This is a genomic window from Pseudomonadota bacterium, assembly GCA_016195085.1.
In the GTDB taxonomy this organism is placed as follows: domain Bacteria; phylum Pseudomonadota; class Alphaproteobacteria; order SHVZ01; family SHVZ01; genus JACQAG01.
In genome coordinates this window covers 1-24,095 of the sequence record JACQAG010000094.1, presented here as the reverse complement: position 1 = coordinate 24,095, position 24,095 = coordinate 1, and the positions used below count along the sequence as shown (strand labels likewise).

At 66.4% G+C, this 24,095-nt stretch carries 26 protein-coding genes; 15 read left to right on the top strand and 11 right to left on the bottom strand.

Going from position 1 to position 24,095, the window contains the following annotated elements:
- Positions 1–864, bottom strand: a complete 864-nt coding sequence (locus HY058_22650) for an MBL fold metallo-hydrolase (protein ID MBI3500104.1) — start codon at positions 862–864, stop codon at positions 1–3.
- Positions 865–992: 128 nt separating this feature from the next.
- Complete coding sequence (locus tag HY058_22645) at positions 993–1,394, bottom strand: hypothetical protein (protein MBI3500103.1); 402 nt, start codon at positions 1,392–1,394, stop codon at positions 993–995.
- 161 nt (positions 1,395–1,555) lie between these two features.
- On the opposite strand from HY058_22645, the gene HY058_22640 reads away from it, so the two are divergent.
- From HY058_22640 to HY058_22610, 7 genes are all read left to right on the top strand, one after another.
- Positions 1,556–2,368 carry a helix-turn-helix transcriptional regulator gene (locus tag HY058_22640; GenBank protein MBI3500102.1) on the top strand — a complete coding sequence of 271 codons (813 nt, stop codon included), beginning with the start codon at positions 1,556–1,558 and terminating at the stop codon, positions 2,366–2,368.
- A gap of 268 nt (positions 2,369–2,636) precedes the next feature.
- Positions 2,637–3,047, top strand: coding sequence for a response regulator (locus tag HY058_22635; GenBank protein MBI3500101.1), 411 nt, complete (start codon positions 2,637–2,639; stop codon positions 3,045–3,047).
- A gap of 80 nt (positions 3,048–3,127) precedes the next feature.
- Complete coding sequence (locus tag HY058_22630; GenBank protein MBI3500100.1) at positions 3,128–3,778, top strand: TetR/AcrR family transcriptional regulator; 651 nt, start codon at positions 3,128–3,130, stop codon at positions 3,776–3,778.
- Positions 3,779–3,825: 47 nt separating this feature from the next.
- Entirely contained in the window at positions 3,826–4,458 is a 633-nt protein-coding gene (locus tag HY058_22625; protein ID MBI3500099.1) for a glutathione S-transferase family protein, read from the top strand.
- A gap of 33 nt (positions 4,459–4,491) precedes the next feature.
- Positions 4,492–5,301 (top strand): alpha/beta hydrolase, encoded by an 810-nt coding sequence (locus HY058_22620; protein ID MBI3500098.1) that lies wholly within the window; start codon positions 4,492–4,494, stop codon positions 5,299–5,301.
- A 155-nt stretch (positions 5,302–5,456) separates the two neighbouring features.
- Positions 5,457–6,632, top strand: coding sequence for a gamma-butyrobetaine dioxygenase (locus HY058_22615; protein MBI3500097.1), 1,176 nt, complete (start codon positions 5,457–5,459; stop codon positions 6,630–6,632).
- Positions 6,622–7,209 carry an HD domain-containing protein gene (locus HY058_22610; GenBank protein MBI3500096.1) on the top strand — a complete coding sequence of 196 codons (588 nt, stop codon included), beginning with the start codon at positions 6,622–6,624 and terminating at the stop codon, positions 7,207–7,209. Before HY058_22615 ends, HY058_22610 begins: the two co-directional genes overlap by 11 nt.
- Before the next feature lie 40 nt (positions 7,210–7,249).
- On the opposite strand, the gene HY058_22605 is transcribed toward HY058_22610, so the two are convergent.
- On the bottom strand, positions 7,250–8,050 hold the full coding sequence (locus HY058_22605) for a hypothetical protein (protein ID MBI3500095.1): 801 nt from the start codon (positions 8,048–8,050) through the stop codon (positions 7,250–7,252).
- A 320-nt stretch (positions 8,051–8,370) separates the two neighbouring features.
- Here HY058_22605 and HY058_22600 point away from each other — a divergent pair, with 320 nt between their 5' ends.
- Both HY058_22600 and HY058_22595 read left to right on the top strand, forming a co-directional pair.
- The gene (locus HY058_22600) at positions 8,371–10,782 is read left to right on the top strand and encodes a penicillin acylase family protein (protein MBI3500094.1); all 2,412 of its coding nucleotides are present in this window, start codon (positions 8,371–8,373) and stop codon (positions 10,780–10,782) included.
- Positions 10,783–10,790: 8 nt separating this feature from the next.
- Positions 10,791–11,423, top strand: coding sequence for a LysE family translocator (locus tag HY058_22595; protein MBI3500093.1), 633 nt, complete (start codon positions 10,791–10,793; stop codon positions 11,421–11,423).
- 80 nt (positions 11,424–11,503) lie between these two features.
- Here the strand turns inward: HY058_22595 and HY058_22590 are convergent, their stop codons facing one another.
- Positions 11,504–11,833 (bottom strand): FliM/FliN family flagellar motor switch protein, encoded by a 330-nt coding sequence (locus tag HY058_22590; GenBank protein MBI3500092.1) that lies wholly within the window; start codon positions 11,831–11,833, stop codon positions 11,504–11,506.
- Positions 11,834–12,142: 309 nt separating this feature from the next.
- Here HY058_22590 and HY058_22585 point away from each other — a divergent pair, with 309 nt between their 5' ends.
- The gene (locus tag HY058_22585) at positions 12,143–12,697 is read left to right on the top strand and encodes a hypothetical protein (protein ID MBI3500091.1); all 555 of its coding nucleotides are present in this window, start codon (positions 12,143–12,145) and stop codon (positions 12,695–12,697) included.
- Positions 12,698–12,746: 49 nt separating this feature from the next.
- Here HY058_22585 and HY058_22580 read toward each other — a convergent pair whose 3' ends face one another.
- From HY058_22580 to HY058_22570, 3 genes are all read right to left on the bottom strand, one after another.
- Positions 12,747–13,283, bottom strand: coding sequence for a hypothetical protein (locus tag HY058_22580; protein ID MBI3500090.1), 537 nt, complete (start codon positions 13,281–13,283; stop codon positions 12,747–12,749).
- 124 nt (positions 13,284–13,407) lie between these two features.
- A complete protein-coding gene (locus HY058_22575; protein MBI3500089.1) occupies positions 13,408–14,202 on the bottom strand; it encodes a fumarylacetoacetate hydrolase family protein in 795 nt (264 codons plus the stop codon).
- 9 nt (positions 14,203–14,211) lie between these two features.
- The gene (locus HY058_22570) at positions 14,212–14,919 is read right to left on the bottom strand and encodes an RraA family protein (GenBank protein ID MBI3500088.1); all 708 of its coding nucleotides are present in this window, start codon (positions 14,917–14,919) and stop codon (positions 14,212–14,214) included.
- Between the two features lie 74 nt (positions 14,920–14,993).
- Between HY058_22570 and HY058_22565 the strand changes: the two genes are divergently transcribed.
- The 3 genes from HY058_22565 (at position 14,994) to HY058_22555 (ending at position 17,724) form a co-directional block, all read left to right on the top strand.
- Positions 14,994–15,800, top strand: a complete 807-nt coding sequence (locus tag HY058_22565) for a hypothetical protein (GenBank protein ID MBI3500087.1) — start codon at positions 14,994–14,996, stop codon at positions 15,798–15,800.
- Between the two features lie 89 nt (positions 15,801–15,889).
- On the top strand, positions 15,890–17,257 hold the full coding sequence (locus tag HY058_22560; protein ID MBI3500086.1) for a pentapeptide repeat-containing protein: 1,368 nt from the start codon (positions 15,890–15,892) through the stop codon (positions 17,255–17,257).
- 20 nt (positions 17,258–17,277) lie between these two features.
- Positions 17,278–17,724, top strand: coding sequence for an MmcB family DNA repair protein (locus tag HY058_22555; protein ID MBI3500085.1), 447 nt, complete (start codon positions 17,278–17,280; stop codon positions 17,722–17,724).
- 141 nt (positions 17,725–17,865) lie between these two features.
- On the opposite strand, the gene rfaE1 is transcribed toward HY058_22555, so the two are convergent.
- The 3 genes from rfaE1 to HY058_22540 all read right to left on the bottom strand — a co-directional run bounded on the left by rfaE1 (position 17,866) and on the right by HY058_22540 (position 20,929).
- Positions 17,866–19,332 (bottom strand): D-glycero-beta-D-manno-heptose-7-phosphate kinase, encoded by a 1,467-nt coding sequence (gene rfaE1, locus HY058_22550; protein ID MBI3500084.1) that lies wholly within the window; start codon positions 19,330–19,332, stop codon positions 17,866–17,868.
- A complete protein-coding gene (locus tag HY058_22545; GenBank protein ID MBI3500083.1) occupies positions 19,329–19,907 on the bottom strand; it encodes an SIS domain-containing protein in 579 nt (192 codons plus the stop codon). The genes rfaE1 and HY058_22545 overlap by 4 nt, the downstream gene beginning before the upstream one ends.
- A 77-nt stretch (positions 19,908–19,984) precedes the next feature.
- Positions 19,985–20,929, bottom strand: coding sequence for an SDR family oxidoreductase (locus HY058_22540; protein ID MBI3500082.1), 945 nt, complete (start codon positions 20,927–20,929; stop codon positions 19,985–19,987).
- Positions 20,930–21,107: 178 nt separating this feature from the next.
- Here HY058_22540 and HY058_22535 point away from each other — a divergent pair, with 178 nt between their 5' ends.
- Positions 21,108–21,725, top strand: a complete 618-nt coding sequence (locus HY058_22535) for an exonuclease (GenBank protein ID MBI3500081.1) — start codon at positions 21,108–21,110, stop codon at positions 21,723–21,725.
- Here HY058_22535 and HY058_22530 read toward each other — a convergent pair.
- A complete protein-coding gene (locus HY058_22530) occupies positions 21,722–22,426 on the bottom strand; it encodes a serine/threonine protein phosphatase (protein ID MBI3500080.1) in 705 nt (234 codons plus the stop codon). The genes HY058_22535 and HY058_22530 overlap by 4 nt on opposite strands.
- Positions 22,427–22,716: 290 nt before the next feature.
- Here HY058_22530 and HY058_22525 point away from each other — a divergent pair, with 290 nt between their 5' ends.
- Positions 22,717–23,958 (top strand): hypothetical protein, encoded by a 1,242-nt coding sequence (locus tag HY058_22525; GenBank protein MBI3500079.1) that lies wholly within the window; start codon positions 22,717–22,719, stop codon positions 23,956–23,958.
- The last annotated feature ends 137 nt before the right edge of the window (positions 23,959–24,095 follow it).

The following is a 24,095-nucleotide window of genomic DNA, read 5'->3' as shown; positions in this document are numbered from 1 at the left end:
CTAGGCCAGCCGCCAGGCTCCGCCCTCGTTTACGGCCAAACCTTCCTCGGCAAGCTCGATCAGGTGCGCGGTCAGCGAGCGCGCGGCTGCCGCCACCAGCGCCTGGTCCAGGCCCGGATAAACGCTGGGCACCAGGGAGGCGGGCGTTGCGGGATGCGGTCCGAGCTGGGCCAGGATGGCGCGGCGGCGGGCTTGCCGATGCTCGATCAAGCGGCGCACATGCGCCCGAGGGTCCCGGATCGGGCCGCCATGGGTCGGCCAATAGACGGCATCATCGCGGCGGCCGAGCCCGGCGAGCGAGCGCATGTACTCGGTCATGTTGCCGTCGGGGGGTGCCACCACCGTGGTCGACCAGCCCATCACCTGATCGCCGGAGAACAAGGCCCGTTCCTCAGGCAAGGCGAAGCAGAGATGATTGGAGGCGTGGCCTGGCGTGTGCAAGGCCTGCAGGCGCCAGCCCGCGCCCTCGACGACATCGCCGTCGGCCAAGACGCGGTCGGGCTTGAAGTCGAGATCGGCGCCGGCTTCTCCGGTCTCGCCCACCCGACCATGCGGACCGAAACCGAGCGTGGGTGCTCCGGTCGCGCGCTTGAACGGGGCGGCGGCCGGCGAGTGGTCGCGATGCGTGTGGGTCACCAGGATGTGGGTGACGGTCTCTCCGGCGAGCGCGGCCAAGAGCGCATCGACATGAGCCGCCAGATCGGGGCCGGGGTCGATGACCGCGACCTTGCCCTGGCCCACGACAAAGGTGCCGGTGCCGCGGAAGGTGAAGGGGCCGGGATTGTTCGCCACGATCCGGCGAATGAGCGGCGATACGGTCTCGAGAATTCCGTAGGCGCAGGTGAAGCCGAGGTCGGTCTGCATCGAGGGCTCATGCTCGGATCGCTGGTAATCGCCGCGATCATAGGCGCCGATTGCGGCAAAACCCACCGGTTGAGGCGAGGGCCTCTTCCGGTGGGCCTTGGGTGTGCGGAGATTGAGCGGGCGCGGGCTCAGGCCGCTTCCGTCATCGAGCGTCTGAGCGCCACATATTCGATTTCGGCGAAGACCGCGACCCAGAGCCCTTGCGCCACGACCAGGGCGAGCCCGAAATTCGTCGGCGCGACCCAGCCGGTCGCCGGCAGCAACAGGCTGTCCAGGGCCCAGAGCGCGTTGAAGGCGATGATCGCCCACACCGCCTTGGGGGCGATCGCCGCACGGGTGGCGACATAGAGGACGAGACCGGCGAAGGGCAGCATGCTGAGGCCGGCGAAGAAAAACAGGTCCGTCGGGATCGCGAGCGAGGTTCCGAGCGGCTCGGCGGCGAGCATCAGCAACAGGCCGGCGCCGGCGCTGCTGGCCGCATCGGCGGCGAGAACCCAGCGAAGCGAGAACGAAGGCTTGGTCAGACGCATGTCATCTCTCCCCATTGTTCGAGCACGGGGGCTCGCGGCATCGGGGCCAACCCCTCGGTCGCCTGGCGATGCACGGCGGCGATGATCGCTTCGGCACCGGCGCCAGTCGATTACCTCGAGGGTAATTGGATGAGCGTTGGCGCTTGGGCTAACCTCGAACCATGATCGGCGCGCTGCAACCGGTGGGCGGACTCTTGCGCGAATGGCGGCAGCGCCGGCGATTGAGCCAGCTCGACCTGGCACTGGAGGCGGAGATCTCGACCAAGCATTTGAGCTTTCTCGAGACCGGGCGCGCGCAGCCGAGCCGCGACATGGTGCTGCATCTGGCGGAGCGGCTGGAGGTTCCCTTGCGCGACCGCAATCAGCTTCTGGCCGCGGCGGGATTCGCGCCGGTGTTTCCCGAGCGCCGCCTCGACGATCCGGCACTCGCCCAGGCGCGCAAGGCCGTCGACCTGGTGCTGGCCGGCCATGAGCCCTTTCCCGCTCTAGCGGTCGACCGGCACTGGACCTTGGTCGCCGCCAACAAGATCGTGCCGTTGCTGCTTGCCGGCGTCGATCCCATGCTGCTGCAGCCGCCGGTGAACGTACTGCGCTTGAGCCTGCACGAAGCGGGGTTGGCGCCCAGGATCGTCAATCTGGCGGAGTGGCGCCAGCATCTCATCGAGCGCCTCAGGCGCCAGGTCGAGCTCAGCGCCGACCGGGTGCTGGCGGAGCTCTTGGGCGAGCTTCGCGACTACAAGATGCGAGGGACCCGGCCGAGCCGCCCGATGAACGGGCGGGAATTCGCCGGCGTCGTCATCCCGTTCCAGCTTGCGGTCGAGGGCGGCGTCCTGTCGTTCTTCAGCACGACCACGATCTTCGGCACGCCCGTCGATATCACCTTGTCGGAGCTGGCGCTGGAAGCATTCTTCCCCGCCGACGCCGCGACCGCCCTGGCCTTGCGGCAGCTGGCGGAGGCGCGACCCACCCCATGAGCATTAGGGGAATTCCGCAAACGGACATTCCTCCGGTGGCGAATTGGACTAGAATGCCTGAGGTTGTACTTGGGGAGGCGAATACCATGGAATGCGCGAGCCCGCGGCACGTTGGGCGGCGAGGTCCGTGGTTTGCGGGAACTCCCGCATCGCATCGCTGAACCGCGGCGGTGGCCGAAGGTTCTGGGCATGGGGCGTTGCATTCATCTATCTCTCTTGACCTTGCTCTCTTGACCTTGGCCGCCGTCGCGGCGCCGCGGAGCCACGCATGACCGACGCCTTCAACCCTTATGAGAAGTTCGTGATCCTGGTCGTCGAGGATGAGCCGCACACGCGCGGCATCATCAAAGGCATGCTGAGGCAGATCGGCGTGCGCTCGGTCGTGGAAGCCGCCGAAGGCAGGGCAGGACTGGACGAGGTCATGCGGGCCAAGCCCCATCTGGTGTTCTGCGACATTCACATGCAGCCCGTCGACGGCCGTACCTTCCTCAAGCTGCTGCGCCAGGCGAAGCTCGAGCACATTCGCCGCACGCCGGTCGTGTTCCTCACCGCCGATGCCCAGCGCGACACGGTGATGTTCGCCAAGGAGCACCACATCGACGGCTATCTGGTGAAGCCGGTTTCGCTGGGCGATCTCAAGTCCCGAATCGACGCGATCCTCAAGCCCGCGCCGGCCTGACCGTTCGGCGCGCAGCCCCAGCGCCCTTGACTCATACCCACTGGTCGGTATATTAAAACCGACCAGTGGGTATGGTAACAATGGCGCAGTCACAGCACGAATCGAAAACCAAACTCCTGGATGCGACGCTCAGGGTTGTCCGCGCCAAGGGCTACACCGCGACGCGGGTTGAGGACGTCTGCGCCGAAGCCGGGCTGACCAAGGGAAGTTTCTTCCACCATTTCAAGAGTAAGGACGATCTTGCTCTGACTGCGGTAGCGCATTGGAACGACTTCACAAGAGGGTTCTTCGCCGGTGCGCCCTATCACATCCCGGACGACCCGCTGGATCGTTTGCTCGCCTATGTCGACTTCCGCAAGGCGATGCTGACCGGCGAGCTGCCGGAATTCACCTGCTTCGCCGGGACCATCATTCAGGAAGCCTACGGCACGCACCCGGAGATTCGAGACGCGTGCGAAAGAAATATCAGCGGACATGCAAAGACGCTCGAAGCCGATATCAGCGGGGCGATGCGCAAATATGGCGTCACCGGCGATTGGACCGCTGAAAGTTTGGCTCTGCACTTGCAGGCAGTGATCCAGGGTGCCTTCATTCTCGCCAAGGCGAAGGGGAGCGCCGCAATTGCGGCCCAGAGTCTCGACCATCTGCGCCGCTATCTCGAACTTTTGTTTGCCGGGCCAGGCAAGCGCCGATCGCCTCGACCCCGGCGCGGCCAGACTGCGGCGGGTTAGCCACGCCATGCCGCTTTCAGGCGACGAAACGCCATCGGAGAGCTGATATGCGGGTCTATTGGATCAAGGCGCAGGCCCCGCGGCGCGTGCTCGCGCTGATCAAGCATCTGGGTGTGAAGGCCGAGTTCGTAGAGGTGGACATGAAGGCCGGCGGATTCAAATCGCCGGACTACGTCGCGCTCAATCCCAATATGAAGGCGCCCACGCTGGTGGATGGCGATCTTGTGCTGTGGGAGGCTTCGGCAATCATGGCCCATCTCTGCATCAAGGAGGACTCGGACATGTGGCCGGTGCGTAATCCGGTCGAGCAGGTCGAAGTATTGCGCTGGCTTTCATGGAATGACTGCCACTGGTCGCCGGCGATCTCGCCGTTCTACTTCCAGCACATCGTCAAGGCGACTTTTGGATTAGGGCCGCCGGACAGCGAGTCGCTTAAGCCGAAAGTCCCGGACCTCATGAGGTTCGCCGGAGTGCTCGACGGCCATCTAGAGGGACGGAGCTATGTGGCTTGCGACAGGCTCACCATCGCCGACTTTCAACTGGCCTCGATGGCGACCTACTGGCGGGAGTCGGAGATGCCGCTGCGGGCATTCCCAAACATCGTGCGCTGGATCGACGGGCTGATGCGCATTCCCGCCTGGGCTGATCCCTGGCCGGCCGACGCGCAAGCTGCGGCGTGAGCGTCAGGCTTGTGTACTGTGAGTCAGATCAATATGGAATCAAACGACGACGACCTTAAGAATTTCGAAGCGCATGGTGCCGCGCCCCTGCCGGCCACAAGCGATCAAGGCTACGTGGACCACGACGGCGCTCGAATCTGGTACGCGACATACGGATCCGGCTCTCCTGTGATCTTGCTGCATGGTGGCCTCGGCCATAGCGGTAATTGGGGTTATCAGGTTCCAATGCTGGTCAGCTCTGGCCATCGCGCCGTGCTCATCGATAGCCGCGGCCACGGCCGCAGCACGCGCGACTTGCGGCCTTTTACGTATGAGCTGATGGCATCCGACGTTCTCGCCGTGATGGACGCATTGCACGTAGAAAAAGCAGCAGTTGTGGGCTGGAGCGACGGCGCGTGCATCGCTTTGATCCTCGCCATGAAAGCCCCGGCACGTATTGCGGGTGTATTCTTCTTTGGCTGCAACATGGACCCCAGCGGCACAAAGGAAATCGCACAGCCCAATCCGATCCTCGCCCGGTGTTTTGGCCGGCACACCAAGGACTATGCTGAGCTGTCGGCCACGCCGGACCAATTCAAGACATTTGCCGCGGCGGTCGGCCACATGATGAAGACGCAACCCAACTATTCCGCACGCGATATGGCTGATATCCATGTGCCCGTCGCAATCGTACAAAGCGAACATGATGAGTTTATCAAACCCGAACATGCCGAATATCTCGCTCGAAGCATTCGCGGAGCGGAATTGATCCTCCTGCCTGGCGTGAGCCATTTCGCACCGCTGCAAAGGCCGGAGCAATTCAACGCCGTGATGCGTGCTTTCCTCGGCAAGGTTTGTTCTTGAAGGAAGATAACCTCGGCGGCGCCGCGCTCGCGATCCGAACGAGTCGAGCCCTCCATGCCTGGCACGTCCGCGCGGCCGCTTGAGTTTCCCCGCGAGTGTCCGCACTCTGTGGGGATGAAGGTGCAAAGGGGCGCGTGTCGGGGCGGAGTGTCTCCATGATCGCGGGCGCGGTCAGGATCGTTGGCGCCGAAATCATCGAGGACGGCAGGGCCGTTCGCCTCGCATGGCAGGACGGCCGCATCACGCGCTTTCACGCGATCTGGCTGCGCGACAACGCGCGAGATGCCGAGACCCGCTCGCCCGGCAACGGCCAGCGGCTGATCACCATCTCGGACATTCCGCCCGGCACCACCATTGCCGATGCGCGGATCACCCCGGCGGCCGATCTCGCCCTCCGATTCCTCCCGGAGCGGAAGGAGGTCGAGTTCCCCGCGTCCTGGCTCGCCCAGCGCATCTACGATCGAGCCCCGCGCAATCGCCTGGGATGGACTCCCTCAGGGCTTACGCGCTGGGACTCCCGGCTGCAGCCGGAGCTGCCGACTGTCCGCTATGGCGAGGTACGCTCGAGCCGGAAGGCGCTCGGGCGCTGGCTCGGCGATGTGAGGCGCTACGGCTTTGCGCTCATGACCGGCGTGCCGCAGGCGAGCGGCCAGCTGATCGAGGTGGCGGAGCTCTTCGGCTATGTCCGCGAGACCAACTATGGGCGCTGGTTCGAGGTGCGCAGCGAGGTGAATCCGAGCAATCTCGCCTTCACCAATCTCGGCCTGCAGGCGCATACCGACAATCCCTATCGCGACCCCGTGCCGACTTTGCAGATCCTCGCCTGCCTGGAGAATGACGTCGAGGGCGGAGAGTCGATCGTCGTCGACGGCTTCAGGGCGGCCGAGCTCTTGCAGGAGGAGTGGCCGGAGGGATTCCGGCTGCTGTGTGAGCATTGCGCCCGCTTTGAATATGCCGGCAGCCCGGGTGTGCGCCTCGAGGCGAAGCGGCCGATGATCGAGCTCGGGCCTGATGGCGAGCTCATCGCCATTCGCCTCAACAGCCGTTCGGCCGCCGCCTTCACCGATGTCCCCTATGAGCGGATGGCAAGCTACTATGCGGCCTATCGCCGCTTCACGGCGCTGATCGAGGATCCGGGGCTCGTGGTCAGGTTCCGGCTCCTCCCGGGAGAGCTGTTCATCGTCGACAACACCCGCGTCTTGCATGCGCGCACCCGGTTTTCGGGCGCCGGCACCCGCTGGCTGCAGGGATGCTATCCCGACAAGGACGGACTGCTTTCGACGCTGGCGGCGATCGAAGAGGAGAACGAGGGAAAGCGGAATGAGGCCTGAGCGATTGGACCACGGAACCATCGTCGCCTTCATCGCCGACATTCTCGAGCGGCGGGGTGCCGATTCCTATTTGGGCGAAGCCGTCACCATGTCCCAGCACATGCTGCAGGTGGCGCTCTTGGCCGAGCGCGAGGGCGCCGGCGAGGAGCTCGTCGCCGCCGCCTTGCTGCACGACATCGGCCACTACACCAGCGAGTTCGGCGCCGATGCCTCCGATCGCGGCCTCGACAACCGCCATGAGGAGGCGGGCGCTCGCGTGCTGCGAGCGTACTTCCCCGATTCCGTCAGCGAATGCGTGCGCCTGCATGTGCCGGCCAAGCGCTATCTTTGCGCGGTCGAGCCCGGCTATTTCGCCACGCTCTCGCCGGCCTCGGTGCACTCGCTCGCCCTCCAGGGCGGCCCGATGCCGGCCGATGAGGTCGCCGCCTTCGAGCGGCAGCCGCACCACCGGGAGGCGGTGAGGGTGAGGCAGTGGGACGAGGGCGGCAAGCGGGCGGGTATCAGCACGCCCGGCTTCTCGCATTACGCGCCGCTCCTCCGGCGCGTGGTGGCGCGGCACCGCGCGCAAAGCCGCTGAGCCGTCTTCGAGGCGGCCGTCCGCTGGCGTCGCGTCGGCCTCAGGCGGCCTCGGCCGCCTGAGGCGTCTGGGCGGGCTGGGCGCCGTCTTGCGGCGCCTGCGTGTACAAGACCTTGCCGGCCTCGTCGACGAGGGAATAGGCGGTCGCGCGCAGCTCGACGCGGGCGACGCGCTTGTCGCTCACCCTGCGGGCGGCGTGGCTCAGCGCGCGCGCCATGTCTTCGCCGCTCACCTGGGTGAAGGAGCCTTGGATGACCGCCTTGGCGACGTTGGCGAGATCGGGGAGCAGGGTCGAGAAGCCGGCGATCACCGGCTGTACGTCCGAGTAATTGACCAGCACCAGATCGACGAACATCTCATAGCGATGCATGTGCCCTCCCGGCGCCGGGATCGTTATCTTCAGCGATCGCTTGAGCGGGATGCGCGGGACGGGAACGGCCCGGCCCGCGGCAAGCTGGCGCTGCCAGTCGCGGACCTTGACCCATTGCTTGAACTGCCCCATCAGCAGCAGAGCCGAGTAGAGACCGCCGCCCAAGAGGACGGCGCCGACGAGCAGGTGCCACACGACGTCGTCGAGGCCCCAGCGCAACAGGTAGTCGAGCGTCAGCTCGGCCTTTTGTCTTCCGGAAAGCATCAGCCAGGTGGCGTTCTCAAGGAGCCAGTCGGGCAATTGCGTCCTGAAGCCGGTGATGAGGGTGACGACGACGATCACGAGGAAGCATGCCGTGCCGAAGATGGTGACCGACGATGCGCCGATGGCCGCCAGCTGCCGCTCGATCGTATGCGCGATCCGGTTCGACGACCGCGCGGCCCAGTCCAAGATCGGCTCTAGAAAATACATGACCTAGCCTCCCACGGTGCCTGCCGCGGTATCCGCTCGACGAGCGAGCGGTCGGACGGGACGCGGTGTCGGAGCGGCCCGCAGCCACGCTGCGCGCCCGCACCCGTCGACCGGGGGTGGAAGCCGGGCGCTGGATGAACGGTAGCTCGCATTCTCTTGAAATGCTCTCAACCGAAAGTATGAGGGAGTGCGCCCGGCTGATCGGGCCGGGTGCGAAGGCGAATGCTCGCCGGCGGCCGATTCCGCTCTAGCATCAAGCATGACAGCGGCGCCTGGCTCGCCTAACCTTCCCCAAACGACCATTGGGAATGGAACGCGCCATGACGGGACTTGCAGCCGAGATCCTGCGGCAACTTGGCCAGGGCCGCGCCGTGGCGGACGTCTGCGCCGGCGCCGGAATGACCCGGGCGCGTTTCGATGCGCGCTGGCAGGAGGAGCTGCGCCGCCGACTGCCGCTTCTTTCCGGAGCCCGCCCCAGCCCGATCGGCGGACGGGCGGAGATCACCCGTGACCGCTGGGGGGTTGCGCATATCACCGCCAATAGCGATGCGGATCTATTTTTCGCGCTCGGCTACGCCGTCGCCCAGGATCGGCTGTTCCAGCTGGATTGGTATCGCCGCCGGGCCTTGGGCCAGGTCTCCGAGATCCTGGGCCCGAGCGGCCTTGCCGACGACACCGTGGCGCGCGTGGTCGGCCTCAACCGCATCGCCGCGGCGCAGGCGAAGGCGCTGCCCGCGGAGAGCCGCCATCTGGTCGAAGCCTATGCCTGGGGCATCAATGCGCATTTGGAGGCCGCGCAGGCGGCCTTGCCGATCGAGTTCGCGCTGCTCGACTACAAGCCACGGCCCTGGACGGTCGAGGACAGCGTCGCCGTCGCCCTGGAGTTCTCCTACTATCTGACCGTCCGCTTTCCCGTCATCGTGCTGCCGGAGATGGCAAAGCGCCACCTCAAGGATGCGACGCTGGTCGATGCCTATCTCTTTGGCGAGATGGGCGATGAGACCATCGTGCCGCGCGGCGCCTATCCGGCCGCCCCGGCGCCGGTTAGGCCGGTCTCCCATACGGCAGGCGACCCCGACTCTGGCGTCGGCAGCAACAACTGGGTCGTCGACGGTAGCCTCGCTGAGGCGGGCAAGCCGCTGCTTGCGAGCGATCCGCACATCGCCTTTCGCACCACCTCGCATTGGTACGAGGTGCACTTGAAGGGCGGTAGCTTCGATGTCGGCGGCGTGCACTTCGTCGGCTTTCCGGGATTCCTCATCGGCCGCAATGCGAGGGTCGCCTGGGGGCTTACCAACAATGCCGGCAGCTCCCAGCGCGACCTCTACCAGGAGCGCACCGACCCGAGCCACCCCGGCTGCTTCCTCTTCGACGGCATGTGGGAGAAGGCGCGCAAGGTCACCGAGACCATCCAGGTGCGTGGTGCCGCTCCAGTGGTTAAGACCGTGCTCTATTCCCGCAACGGGCCGATCGTCGACGAGCTTCTCGGCATCGGCGCCAAGACCGGACCGATCAGCCTGAAATGGCTCGGCGATTGCCTGGCATCCTGGATACCGCCGGTCCTCGACATGAACCGGGCGGACTCGGTCGACGCGTTCCGCGCGTCCCTCAAGCCTTGGGTGTGCCCTTCCAACTGCCTCGTCATCGCCGATGTCGAGGGCAATATCGGCTATCACTGCACCGGCAACATTCCCTTGCGCCGCACCGCCGAGCGCGGCTATCGCGCCGGCTGGGATCCCGGTCAGCAATGGATCGGGACGACCCCGTGGGAGGGCATGCCGCAGCTCAAGAACCCGCCGCGAGGCTGGATCGCGACGGCGAACAATCCGACCGCACCGCCCGATTTCCCCTATCCCTTGTCCGGCACCTGGGCCAGCGACGAACGGGCGCGGCGCTGCCGCGAGATGCTGGAAGGCCGGCCCAGCTTCGACATCGAAGCCTTCAAGGACATGCAGCACGATACGCTGTCGCTTCGCGCCCGTCGCGCGGCGCCGATGCTGGCCAGCCTTCTCGGACGCCATTCCGATCCGCTGATCGGCGAGGCGGCCCGCCATTTCGTCGGTTGGAACCACCGAATCAGCGTCGATTCCGTTCCCGCCCTCCTCTTCGAGGTGTTCACGCGGCACTGGAACCTGCGCGTGGCGCGGGAGCGCTTTCCCGCCGACCTCGCGCCGACCATGGCCGGCGCCATCTTCGGGCTTGGCATGCAGCTCCTGCACGAAGACCAGTGGGGCTGGTTCGGCCCGGGCGGCCGCGATGCGGCGCTGGCCGAGACGATGCGGACCGTCATCGACGATCTCGGCCGGCGTCTTGGGCCGGACATGGCGGAATGGCGCTACAGCCGCCTGCATGTGCTGCGCCTCAAGCACTACCTTGCCGGCCACGGCGAGCTGGGCCTGCTCCTGGACCGGCTCGGCCCGCCGACCGGCGGTTCGGCGATCACGGTTTGCAACTCGCATTTCGACGACAACTACGAATCCGACGGCGGTGCCACCTGCCGGTTCATCGCCGACATGTCGAGCGCGCCGCCCGCCTTCTGGAACGTGCTGCCCCAGGGTCAATCGGGCAACCAGGGCAGCCCGCACTATTGCGATCAGTCGGCTGCGTGGGTGAACCGGGTCTACCACCGCGTCGGTTTCGAGGGGCCGGATGCGAGCCAAGGCGGAATCGACCGGCTCATCCTCGAGCCTGAGCGGATCGGCAGCGCGCTGGCCGCGGGTGGCGATGAATGATGGGGGCGATGCCTGACGGGATGGGCGTCGGGCTGTTTCTGGCGGCAGCGCTGGTCATCGCGCTCACACCCGGTCCCGGCATCTTTTACGTGGCCGCGCGCAGCATGGCCGGGGGGCGCCGGGAGGGCCTCGCCTCCAGCCTCGGCACCGCCCTCGGTGGCCTCTTCCATGTGCTTGCCGGTGCCTGCGGCGTCGCGGTCTTGCTCATGGCAAGCGCCGAGGCCTTCGCCCTCTTCAAATTCCTGGGCGCCCTCTATCTTGTCTATCTCGGCATCAAAACCTGGCGCGAGGCCGGGGCGGCACCCCTTGCCTTCGCGCTCAGCGCCACCGGTTTTACCCGCGCCTTCAAGGAGGGGATCGTGGTCGAGGCCCTCAACCCGAAGACGGCGGCGTTCTTTCTCGCCTTCATTCCGCAGTTCGTCGGTTTGGGCGATGACGGTGTGGCGCTCCGCTTCGTCCTCTACGGGCTCACCTCAGTCGTCTTGAACACCGGCGTCGACGTCGTCGTCGTCCTCGCCGCCGCGTCGTTCCGCGATCGGCTCGCGTGCCGGCCGGGCCTCGTCCGCCGCTTGCGGCGGGGCGCGGCTGCGATCCTCTGCGGCCTCGGCCTCTCCCTCGCGTTCGCCCGACGTCCGGGTTAGCACGTGCCCTCACCGCCCCGTTCGGTCACGCGGGTGTGGTCTGATCGGACTTTCTCAGGGCCGTCGACGCCGCAAAGCCGTCAGTGATCGCTCATGGACATGACCATGCGGGTCAGCGTCACTGCGAGCTTCTCCTCGACGATGGTGACTTCGCCGCGAGCGATCAAGACGCCTTTGACGAACACGTCCAAGGGCTCGCCCACCATGCGATCGAGCGGCAGCACCGCGCCGCGGCCGAGCTTCAAGACCTCGCCGATCGGCATGCTCGAGCTGCCGAGAACGACGCGCAGCTCGACCCAGGTATTGTGAATTGCCAGATGCTCGTCGGCATTCGGCCGCGCCGGGGCAGAAGCAGCAGGCCGTGCCGGCGCAGGTGCCGCAGCGGGCTCGGCGTCCTTGTCCTGATCCAATCGGCACTCCAGATGACGCGCCCTATCGGGCAATCTCGCACCATTCCCTACCCTTGGCTACGGCTTTTGCGGCGCTCGCCCCGGCCGACCGATACCGGCAATCGCCAGCGATGGCGCACACGCGTGGAGGCGTCCGCGGCCTGCAGCCGCTAAGCCTCTGCGGCACGGCCCTTCGATCGATTCGGCGGCGCGGAGAGGTGTCGGCGCAACGAGGCTCGAGGCCGTAGCCAACGCGGGATCCGGTGCGCAGCCGACGCCGGCTGTGGCAGGATGCGTGCGGCCGGTGACCGGCGGTTGGATGGTCTCGCAATGCCGCGTGATTCGGAAACGATCTGCACGGTCTCCGCCGCGCTTCGGCGGGCGCGGCGGGCGCTCTTCTGGGTCGCCTTCGTGGCCGGTCAGGCGCTGGTTTCGCCCGGATCCGGCCAGGGTCTCGATCCCACCATCCTCGAGCTGACGCGCCTGGCGCCCCGGGTGACGCCGATGCCGCTTGCCTTCGACAAGGCAGGTACGCGGCTCGTCATTACCGTGACCGGGGATTTTCGCGCGGGCGACCGGCGTTCCGATCGGGCCGAGACCCGGGTCGACCTGAAAGAGATCAATCCTGACGGCATCGAGCTCATGAAGAGCCCGTTCATCATGCCCGGGGCCGGGCCGGTGATCGACCGCTTTCTCAAGATCGCCTGCCAGCGCCAGAAGCGCTGTGTCGAGTTCGGTGCGGTGGATCGCGCCACAGGCGACTTCCTCGGCCGGCCCGACCGCCACGACTCGGTGGTGATCGATGTCATGGCCGAGGCAGCCTTCGAGGACGTGGACGCCTTCGTGCAGGCGTTTCAGCGCCTGGTGCTGCAGCAGATTCAGTGAGGCGGGATTCCCATGCCAGCGGTGGCCGGCACGGCGCAGGAACGCGATGCTATGCGGCCAGGGGCTGCGCCGTTCGCGCCGGAGGCATGCTGAAATCGGGAATGTCGGGCGAGCGGCGGATCAGATCCAGCAGGCCTTTGCGCTCGCGCTCGACCCGCTCGAAGATCATCTGGTCCTGATCCGGCTCCAGGCTGGTCGCCTTGACCTGACCCACCAGCCGGTCGAGCCGGCGGAGCGCCTGGTTGAATAGCTCGCGGCCGAACAGCGGTATTTCCGCTTGCTCATACTGGCGCTGGGCGAGCCGCGCCTCGGCGGCAAGCGCCCGATGGGCGACGTCATAGATGAGCCGGTCGAGCCAGGGTTTGAGGGTCGAGGCTGCCTCGCGGTCAAGCGTGGCGCGGCGCGCCTCGACCATGACCGACAGCGATTCGAACTCGGTCAGCCTCGCACGGAGCGTGATCCATTGCCTGGAGTCGAGGCGCCTCATGGTCCAGTCGACCGCCTCGAAAAGCGTGCGCAGATCGGCTCCCAGCGCTTCGAGCGCGTCGGTGAGCTTCACCAAGTCAATCTTTGGAATGATCGCCATGAACCTACGCCTGCCAAACGTCGGTGCCGAATGCGCGGTATATAGATAAAAATTGCTACGAATGAAACTAAATTATTCTAGCGGCCGCACTTTCCAGATAAGACATTGATCTAAAATACTTAACTCAGATGAAGGCAATACTGGCTTCCCCCAAACCGTCGATGGCGATGACCACCTTGTCGCCGGCTGCCGCCCAATGCGGCAAGGTCAGGCTTCCGGTCATCACGACTTGGCCGGCGGTGAGCCGCTCGCCGATCTCGGCCAGGCGATTGGCGAGCCAGGCTAGCGAATTGAAGGGATGGCCCAGCACATCCGCACCGCGCCCGCGCTGCACCTCGAGCCCGTTCACCCGGGTGACACCGGCGGCGGCGGCGAGCTCGAGCCCGCGCCAGGCGCTGACCGCCGGACCCAGCACGATCGCCGCATGGAAGAAGTCGTCGGCGATCATGGTGTTGGTGCCCACGGCCTGGAAGTCGCCATAGCGGTCGTCGACGATTTCGATCGCGGGGTAGAGCACGTCTACCGCCGTCTCCACGTCGCTTCGGTCGATGGGACGGCTGGTCGGAACAAGGTCGCGGGCAAGCCTGATCGCCACTTCGCATTCGACGCCGACACGGCGAAAGCCGCTATGGGCGAGCGCGGCCGGGTTCTCGAGCACGCCCTTGGCCAGGATCGCGCCGGCCGCGGGCGCCGGCACGCCCAGGAGCTTCCGCATCGCCGCGGTGGTCGAGCCGATTTTCCAGCCGACATGCGCGCCCGATCCGGCCTCGCCCAAGAGACGGCGCAGACGCGCTTGGATGGCGTAAGCCTCGGCTTGATCGGCGGGTGCCAGCTCGGGCGGCAGCCTGACCGTCGGCCGCGGTTTCAGCCGCTGATCGGCAATGAGCCTAGCTGCCCGATCGAGACGCGCATCCGCCATCGTCCGCTCCTAGTGGATCTCGTCGGCCTTGGCGAGCGCCTGCTTCAGCTCTTCGACCGAGAAGCCCTTCTTGCGCGCCGCTTTCAGGATGACCGCCTCCTTCCGCGTCAGGAGATCGCAGGCGGCCGGCACCTTCTTCGCCACCGCATGCGGGATCACCACGGCGCCATGGCGGTCGGCGTGGATCAGATCGCCGGGGTCGACGATCATGCCGGCGATGCTCACCTGGCAGGCGACGTCGACCAGGTGCACATGGGCGTGGGAGGGCATGATCGAGCCGGCCAGCACCTGGAACCCCGACGCCATCATGTCGATGTCGCGCACGGAGCCATCGGTGACGGTGCCGATGCAGCCCAGCGCCTTGTGGATCGTCGTCTGCACCTCGCCCCAGAACGCGCCGAAGCCGCGATCGGGGCCGTCGATGTCCTGAATCATCGCGAGCGAGGGCAAGGGGGCGGCCGCGATGTGCTCGTAATAGGCGACGCGCAGCTGCCTGGCCGCGGTCTTGGTGCGCGAGTCCGGCTCGCGCGAGCGGATGGTCGCGGTGCGGGCATAGCCGACGATCGGCTTCATCTCGGGAAACGGGCAAACCAGCGGCCGGCGATTGAAGCCATGGGCGCGGCGCTCCGGGGACACGATCTCGAGCGCGTTGCAGATGGTCGGGGTATCGAATTTGGCGAGCTGGGCCAGCTCCGCCTTGGACAGCGTCTCGGGCATTTCTGGGGCATTCCTCCTGTGGAGGATGTGCCTGTAGCATGCACCGGGTACGACGATCCAGTAGGCGCCCACGCATGCTGGTGCAGTGGATCAAGTATCTGACGCGCCGTGCCGCGCCCGAGCTGCGCGCTCTGGGCTATTTGCGCGAGAGCATCGCCATCGAGGCGCGCTGGCGCCGTTGCCACGCCGCCTGGGAGCCGCATCTCATCCAGAGCCAGAAGGCGGTCGGCGAGGCGATCGGACGCGCCAGGCGCCACCGCACCGCGGTCATCCTCGGCTCCGGGCTGCTGCTCGATGTGCCCTTGCCGGCGCTCGCCCGGGCGTTCGAGCGCGTGGTCCTGGTCGATGCGCTGCATCCGCCCCGGAGCCGGCGGCGGGCGCGGGCCTACGCCAATGTGGAGCTGCTCGCAGCCGACGTGACCGGCACGCTGGCCAGCCTCCACCGCCTCGATCCCAGCCGCACCTTCGCCGCACCCCAGCCCGGGGCTCCGCCCCTGCTCGAGGATCCCGCCGTAGATCTGGTGGTCTCGCTCAATCTCTTGTCGCAATTGCCGGTGCTGCCGGTCGCGTATCTCGATCGGAAATGGGGTGCGGTCGCCCAGAGCGCGATCGCCGCCTTCGCCCAGAGCCTCATCGCGCACCACCTGGACATGCTGGCGCGCTGTTCGGCGGCGACCTTACTCGTCAGCGACGTCGAGAGGCGGCTCGTGGCCCCGGACGGCGCCGTCATCGAGCGCCACTCCACTCTGGCGGAAGTTGCGCCACCCAAGGCAGCCCGCTCCTGGACCTGGCAGATCGCGCCCAGGGGCGAGCTCGACTCCAGCCACGCCGAGGAGCGCCTCGTCATCGCCGCCTACGATCTCGCGCGGGTCGGACCTTAACCGGCGTCGCAGAGCGCACGCGTGCTTTTGCGGCGGCAATCGACTAGCATAAGAACAGAACTGCAACAGATCTGCCGAAAGCCTCGACTATGGCGGAACCCCATCCGCTCGATTCCGACGCCGACGACAGCGGCATCAGGTTCAAGAAGCTGAGCCAGGGCGAGCTCGAGCAGGCGGTGGAGCTGCACAAGAAGTTCCTGGAGGGCAAGACCGGCGGCGTCAGGGCCAATCTCGGCACCTGCGATCTCTCCTATCTCGACCTGTCGGAGTGGGATCTGACGAATGCGGAGCTGAGCGGCTCGCGCCTGGTCAACGCGAAGCTGCACGCAACCAAGTTGGTCGCCGCCAGCCTGTTCTCCTCCGATCTGCGCAAGGCCGATTTGACCAACGCCGATCTCAGCCGCTCCGATCTGCGCGGGGCCTGCCTGCGCGGGGCGAACCTCACCGGCGCCACCATCATCGAAGGCGATCTCCGCGACGGCATCCTCTTGCGCGCCGACGGCAAGGGCAACCTCGTCACCATGGCCTTCGACATGTCGGTCGGCGACATGAGTGCGGCCATCGTGCGCGGCGCCAATCTGTCGAACTCGAAGATGTCGAATGCCTTCATCGTGCAGACCGACCTGACCGACGCCATCCTGCGCAACGTCAAGCTGGTCCGTGCCGATCTCAGCCACTGCAACCTGACCGGATCCATCCTCGAGGGTGCGGATCTGTCCGAAGCGAATCTGACCGGCACCATCCTGCATGGCTGCATCCTCTCGGGCGCGTTGCTCTCGGGCACGAATTTCGAGGGCGCCGACCTCGTGGGCGCGGTGCTCGACTCGACCAATCTCGACGGCGTCGATCTCACCCGCGCGCTGTTGCCCCGCACGCTCGCCAGCCTCGGCGCCGAGATGAAGGAGCTGCTGCAGCGCCACCTCGATTGGATCCGCACCGCCGGCAAGAAGGGCCGCCGCATCGATCTCTCGCGGGTCGACCTCGCCAACGAGACCCTGTCCGGCGCCAACTTGGCGGCGGGCAATCTCGAGCATGCGATCCTGACCGGCGCCACCATGGAGAAGACCGAGTTCATGATGGCCGATCTCGGCTTCGCCGATCTCAGGGGCGCCAACCTGTCGCGCGCCGATCTCAGGGGCGCCAACCTCAAGCGCGCCAACCTGACCGACGCGAAGCTCATCGGCGCCCGCATCGGCCCGGTCAATCTCCTGGGCTCGATAACGCAGATCTGGCCCGCGAATCTCGAGCGGGCGCGCTTCATCGCCGCCGATCTCGCCGGCGCCAATCTGCGCAAGGCCAACCTCGCCGGCTGCGACTTCACCAATGCCAGCTTGCGCGATGCCGATCTGCGCGAGACCAATCTGCAGGACGCCGAGTTCGACGGCGCCGATCTGCGCGGCACGCTTCTGGAGAAGGCGGATCTGCGCGGCGCCAAGGGCCTCAAGCGAGAGAGCTAACCGTGGCGGAGGTTCAGCAGGTGGCCGCTGCGCTGGCGGAAGCAGAGAACCGCATCGCTCTCGATATCTCCCTGGGTGTGTGCCGGGCCTTCCTCGACCGGGGCTCGGGCGTGCTGACGGAATTCACCCTCGCCAATGGAAGGCGCGCCGACGTGATCGCGCTCGACCGCGACGGCAGGCTCACCATCGTCGAGATCAAATCCTGCCGCGCCGACTTCCAGAGCGACCGCAAATGGCAGGACTATCTGGAGTTCTGCGACAGCTTCTATTTCGCCGTTGCCGCCGATTTTCCGATCGGGCTCCTGCCGGCCGAGACCGGGCTCATGATCGCCGATCGCTGGGGCGCCCATATCGAGCGCCACCCCGAGCCGGTGCCGCTCGCCGGCGCCCGGCGGAAGGCGGTCTTGCTCCGCTTCGCGCTCAACGCCTCGCAGCGGCTCCGCCAGCTCGTCGATCCGCCGATCTGAGAACCCTCACCCTTCGCCATGCCCCCACCCCCAACCCTCCCCCACGCTGACGCATGGGGGAGGGAGCAGGAGGTCCGACTCGACTCCCTCCCTCGCCATTGGGCGGGGGAGGGCTGGGGTGGGGGCCGTCTGGCTCTTTGCTTACGCGCTTTTCGCCAGGCGCTTGATCGTCTCGGTGGTGGAATGGCCCGGGGCAAGCTCGGCGAGCAGCACCTTGCCGCCATAGCTCTGCACCACATCGGCGCCGACGACGTTGTCGACCGTGTAGTCGGCACCCTTCACCAGGACGTCGGGCCGGATCGCCTCGATGAGCTTCAAGGGCGTGTCCTCGGCGAAGCCGACCACCAGATCGACCTTCTCCATTTCGCCCAGGATGGCCGCACGGGAGGCCTCCGACTGCACCGGGCGCCCCGGTCCCTTGAGACGCGCGACCGAGGCATCGCTGTTCAAGCCGACGACGAGCCGGTCGCATTGGGTGCGGGCCTGGGCGATGAGCGCCAGATGGCCGGGATGCAGGAGATCGAAGCAGCCATTGGTGAAGCCGATCTTGAAGCCTTGATGGCGCCAGCCGCGGATCCGCTCCAGCGCCTGATCGAGCGAGAGGGATTTCGCCTCGGCCGCATGCAGTTCCTCGGTGTGCAGCGCCGCCACCATCTCGTTGAGGGAGAGGGTGGCGGTGCCGCGCTTGCCGACGACCACACCGGCGCCGAGATTGGCGAGCCGTGCGGCATCGAGCATGGTGAGCCCGGCGGCCAGCGCTGCGCCGAACACCGCCAGCACCGTGTCGCCGGCACCCGACACGTCGGCCACCTCGCGGGCCTCGGATGTCAGATGGTGCGCCTCCTCGGCGCTGACCAAGGACATGCCGTCCTCGCTGCGGGTGACCAGCACCGCGGCCACTCCGGCCTCGGCGATAAGCCGGCGCGCCGCCTTCTCGATCGACTCGGAATCGCCGATCGGCATGCCGGTCGCCTCGGCGAGCTCGCGCCGGTTCGGGGTCAGCACCGTGGCGCCGCGATAGCGGCGGAAGTCGCGGCCCTTGGGATCGACGACGACCGGCCGGTTCTGCTTGCGGGCCGCCTGGATCAGCCGCTGGACCACCTGGTCGGTCAGCACGCCCTTGGCATAGTCGGACAACAGCACCGCCTGGCTGAAGGCGATGTCCTCCTCGGCGCGGTGGATGAGATCCGCCTCGACCATGGCGCCCGGCGCCAGCACGCTCTCGCGGTCGGCCCTGAGGAGCTGCTGTCCCTGCGCTACATAGCGCATCTTGATGGTGGTCCGCCGCCGCGGCTCGACCAGGAGGTGGGCCTCGACGGTGGGCTCGCGCCCGACCATCTCCGTCACTTCGCGCCCCGCCGGATCGTCGCCCACGACCGAGACGAAGCAGCAGGAGGCGCCGAGCGAGGCCAGGTTGCGCACGACATTGCCAGCACCGCCGAGCATTGCCTCTTCGACGTCGACGACCAGGATCGGAATCGGCGCTTCCGGGGACACGCGGTCGACGCGGCCGCGCACGAAGCGGTCGAGCATGACGTCGCCGATGCAAAGGAGCCGCGCATTCGAGAGCAGCGGAACCTTGGCGGCGAGCTCGGAGCGCTCGGTCATGCGAGCCCGAGCTCGCGCTCGACCGCCCCGCACAGCATCTGGCCCAAGGTGATGTGCATCTCCTGGATGCGGGCCGTGGTGTTCGAGGGGACGATCAGGAGCGGATCGGCCAAGCCCGGAAGATCGCCGCCGCCCTTGCCCGAGAGTGCCGCCGGCACGATGCCCATCGCGCTGGCCGCCTTGAGCGCCAGGATCACGTTCGGGCTCTTGCCCGAGGTGGTGATGGCAATCGCCACATCGCCCTTGCGGCCGATCGCCTCGATCTGGCGGGCAAAGAGCTGATCGAAGCCGAGATCGTTGCCGATGGCGGTCAAGGCGGAGGTATCGGTGGTGAGCGCCACGGCGGCAATCGCCTTGCGATTGGTGATGTAGCGGACGGTGAGCTCGGTGGCCAGGTGTTGGGCGGCGGCGGCGGACCCGCCATTGCCGAAGAACATGAGCTTGCCGCCGGCCTTGAGCGCGGCGACGCTCGTCGCCACCAGGCGGCGGAACGGCCCGGCCATCGCCGCTGCGGTCGCTTCGGCAACGGCGCGATGCTCCTCGAACTCGGAGCGGTAGTAGGCGCCCACATCCATGCTGCTTGGCTATGCCAACCGCCTCGGCAGCGCAAGCGGATTTGAGGGGCCGCCCCGCGCGGGCGGTCCCGCCAAGGCTACTGGTTCATGCCGCGGAAATACTCGATGGTGCGGCCGAGACCCTCCTCCAGCGGCACCTTGGGCTCCCAGCTCAGGATCTTGCGGGCAAGGCCGATGTCCGGGCAGCGCTGCACCGGATCGTCCTGGGGAAGCGGCTTGAAGACGACCTTCGATTTCGACTTGGTGAGCTTGATGATCCGCTCGGCCAGATCCAAGACCGGCACCTCGACGGGGTTGCCGAGATTGATCGGACCGGTGAAGTCGTCCTCGGTCGCCATCAGCCTCAAGAACGCCTCGATCAGATCGTCGACATAGCAGAAGGCGCGGGTCTGCTTGCCGTCGCCGTAGACGGTGATGGGTTGGCCGCGCAGCGCCTGGATCACGAAATTGGAGACCACCCGCCCGTCATTGGGGTGCATGCGCGGGCCATAGGTATTGAAGATCCGCGCCACCTTGATGCGCAGCCGATGCTGGCGGAAATAGTCGAAGAACAGCGTCTCGGCGCAGCGCTTGCCCTCGTCGTAGCAGGCTCTGGGTCCGATGGTATTGACGTTGCCGCGGTAGTCCTCGGTCTGCGGATGCACGATCGGGTCGCCATAGACCTCGCTGGTGGAGGCCTGCATGATCTTCGCCTTCACGCGCTTGGCGAGGCCCAGCATGTTGATGGCGCCGTGCACGGAGGTCTTGGTCGTTTGCACCGGGTCGTGCTGATAATGGATGGGCGATGCCGGGCAGGCGAGGTTGAAGATCTCGTCCACCTCGACATAGAGCGGGAAGGTCACGTCGTGGCGCATCACCTCGAAATACGGGGTTCGCATCAGCGGCGCGATATTGTCCTTGGTGCCGGTGAAGTAGTTGTCGATGCAGAGCACGTCATGGCCCTCGGCCACGAGGCGCTCGCAGAGATGCGAGCCGAGGAACCCGGCGCCGCCGGTCACCAGAACGCGCTTGCGGTAATGCATGGACGGGGCGACTCCTGGTCGAACGGCACCGGTAGGGCCGGGTTTCGGGTCCCGGCAACGCTTTAGCGGAACTCCGAGCCGGCGCCAACCCCGGAAGTCTGGGGCGGCAATGCGTCAAGCTCGGGGCGGAGACGCGGCGGAAGCGCGGCGCCGACTTTGCCGCCCGGCCGATGATAGAGTGTCCCGGGCGGGCGCGGAGTTCCTTTTGTTCATCATCTACGATCTTGAATATACGACGTGGACGGGGGCCCGCGAGCGCGGCTGGAGCGGCCCTGGCGAGCATCGCGAGGTGGTGCAGATCGGCGCCGTGCGTCTTGCCTCGAGCGATGGCTTCCCCGAGATCGCCAGCTTCGAGGCGCTCGTCGTTCCGCGCATCAACCCGGCGCTCAGCGCCTTCTTCGTGGAACTGACCGGCATCGACCAAGAGCGGCTGGGTCGCGAGGGAGTCGACTTTGCGCCGGCGCTCGCCCGCTTCGCCGGCTTCGCCGAGGGCAGCCACGGGCTCTTCGCCAATGGCGTGGACGAGGAGGTGCTGAAGGAGAATTGCCTGCTGTGCGGGCTCGCCTGGCCCTTCGCCGCCGGCGCCTGCGGCAACCTCAGCGGCGTCTTGTCCGCCGCCGCCGGTCGAAACGGACACATCGTGTCCTCGAGCTTGCCGGAGATCTTCGGTCAGCCCGCTGCCGGCCGGGCCCATGACGGGCTGGCCGATGCCCGGGCCATCGCCGGGGCTCTGCGTCGGATCCAGGAGATACGGCCGGGGGAGCCGGGTCTGTCGCGGCTCTTGGGATCGGGCTAGGTCGCAAGGAAGCTTGCCTCGTCCCCCTCCAGCACCAGCGCGGTCAAGCGCCCGGTCATGAAGGCGCCGGTGTCGATGCCGATGCGGTTCGAGAGCACCTCCGGGCGCGGGCGGATGGTGTGGCCGTGCACCACCACCTTGCCGTGCGGATCGGCAGAGTCGAGGAATTCCTCCCGGATCCACAGAAGATCGGCGGCGTCCTGCGCTTCCAAGGGGATTCCCGGCCGAATGCCGGCATGGACGAAGAGATAGTCGCCTTCGATATGGCTCAAGGCGAGCTCGGCCAGAAAGCGCCGGTGCTCTTCCGGCATGCCGCGAGCGAGCTGGGCGCGCGCGGCCGCCGGCAGGTCCTCCACATGTCCGCTCACCGCGTAGCTTCTCAGCGTCTGCATGCCGCCATTCATGAACCAGAGCCGGGCGACCGGCTCGCCGGCGAGGAAGCGCAGCAGCATGTCTTCGTGGTTGCCCCGCAAGTGCACGGTCTCGAAGCCGTCGAGGCGATGATTGAGGAGCCGGTCGACCACGGCGCGAGAATCGGGGCCGCGATCGACATAGTCGCCGAGATAAACGATCACCCGCCGGCGGGCGGTCGACCGAGTCGCATCGGCGAGGATCTTCGCTTGTAGATGGACGAGGAGGTCGACCCGCCCGTGAATGTCTCCGATGGCATAGATCCGGCTATCGGCAGTTGCGGCGGGCATTTCTGCGGCTCAAATCCGGAGCAAATGGCGGTTCCGACCAATAATAGACTGGGGATGCATCGGGCCTCCGGCAACCCGTCGCCAGGACGATGTCCCCAATATAGATTGGATTTTAGTAGAATTTCTACTGATGCTGTGGTGCTATAGTTGCTGGGGGTCCGTGGCCATCCGGGGTTTCGGTGGACGGCTGATGGACGCTGGGGCTATTTTGCTGGCCGCGGGCGCATTCGAATTCGTTGCACGGGGCCTTTCGACCGGCCGGGCCGGCGAAGGAAATGGTGACATCTACGATGGCGATGACCAGCCAAGCAGCGACCGGCACGCGGGGTCCCAGCCAGGAGTACATGCTGCTGGACTATCTCCAGCGCATGGGCCGCAACCTCGAGGGCCGGAGCGCGGTACACATCCACCTGTCGCGTCTCAGGCCGCAGAATCGCCGCGACTACCACATCAAAATCGCCGCGGCGACCTTCGAAGGCATCGTGCAGAACTTCGAGGGGCAGACCTTCATCCTCAGCAACTCCGACATCTTCTTCGTCTGCCGCGGGGCGAGCGTCACCGACATCGACACCGCGGTGATGAAGGTTCGCTTCCTTTTTGGCGAGGATCCGCTTTCCCAGGGCGACGACGAGGAGGATCTGGCCCGGTTCTGCACCTGGTACAACCTCGAGCTCCAATACGACGAAGTCTTCCAGATGGTGCAGCAGATGCACCGCGAGCGCGAGCGGCGCAACCGGCTTTCGGTTAACGCGGACGCCGAGGAAATCTCGGCCAGGCGCTCGGCAAGGAAGCCCATCGATCCGGAGCAGCTGGGCAAGCTGCAGACCTTCCTGCAGCGCGCCGATCTTTCCAATCTCATGCGCCGCCAGGCCGTCTGCGCCATAGCACCGGGCTCGAGCACGCCGCAGCCGGTGTTCCGCGAGCTCTACATCTCGATCGCCGACCTGCAGCAGACCGTGCTGCCGGACTACGACCTTGCCTCGAACATATGGCTCTTTCAGCACCTGACCCAGACCTTGGATCAGCGCATGCTGTCGCTCCTGGTGCGCAACGACGATTCGACCATCGCCAGCTCGTTCAGCATCAATATGAACGTCGCCACCATCTTGTCGCCGGCCTTCCTCAACTTCGATTCCAGCTTGAAGGCGGTGGCGCGCGGCACGGTGGTGATCGAGCTGCAGAAGGTCGACATCTTCGGCGACATCGGCGCCTTCATGTTCGCCCGCGACTTCATGCGCGAGCGCGGCTACCGCGTCTGCCTGGACGGGCTCAACCACCTCACCCTGCAGTTCATCGACCGCGAGCGGCTCGGCCTCGATCTCATGAAGATCGTGTGGAGCCCGGACATGACCGATGATTCCTCCGGCCGCCGCCAGTCGGAGATCAAGGAGCATATCGACCGTTCGGGCCGCGCGCGCATGATCCTCTGCCGCTGCGATTCCGAAGAGGCGATCCGCTTCGGCCAGGCCATGGGCATCACCATGTTCCAGGGCCGCCAGATCGACAAGATGCTGGCCGACCGCAAGATCTAGCCGATCTTCGCGGATTCGACCCGGCTTTTGGGATTGTTTTGCCTGTAAGTTGTTGAGCTGGCACAGGCTGGGTATGGCGAAACGGCTGTAGTGCAGACCAATGCTGTTTCCCCGGAGCGCAATCTGCCGATAATGAT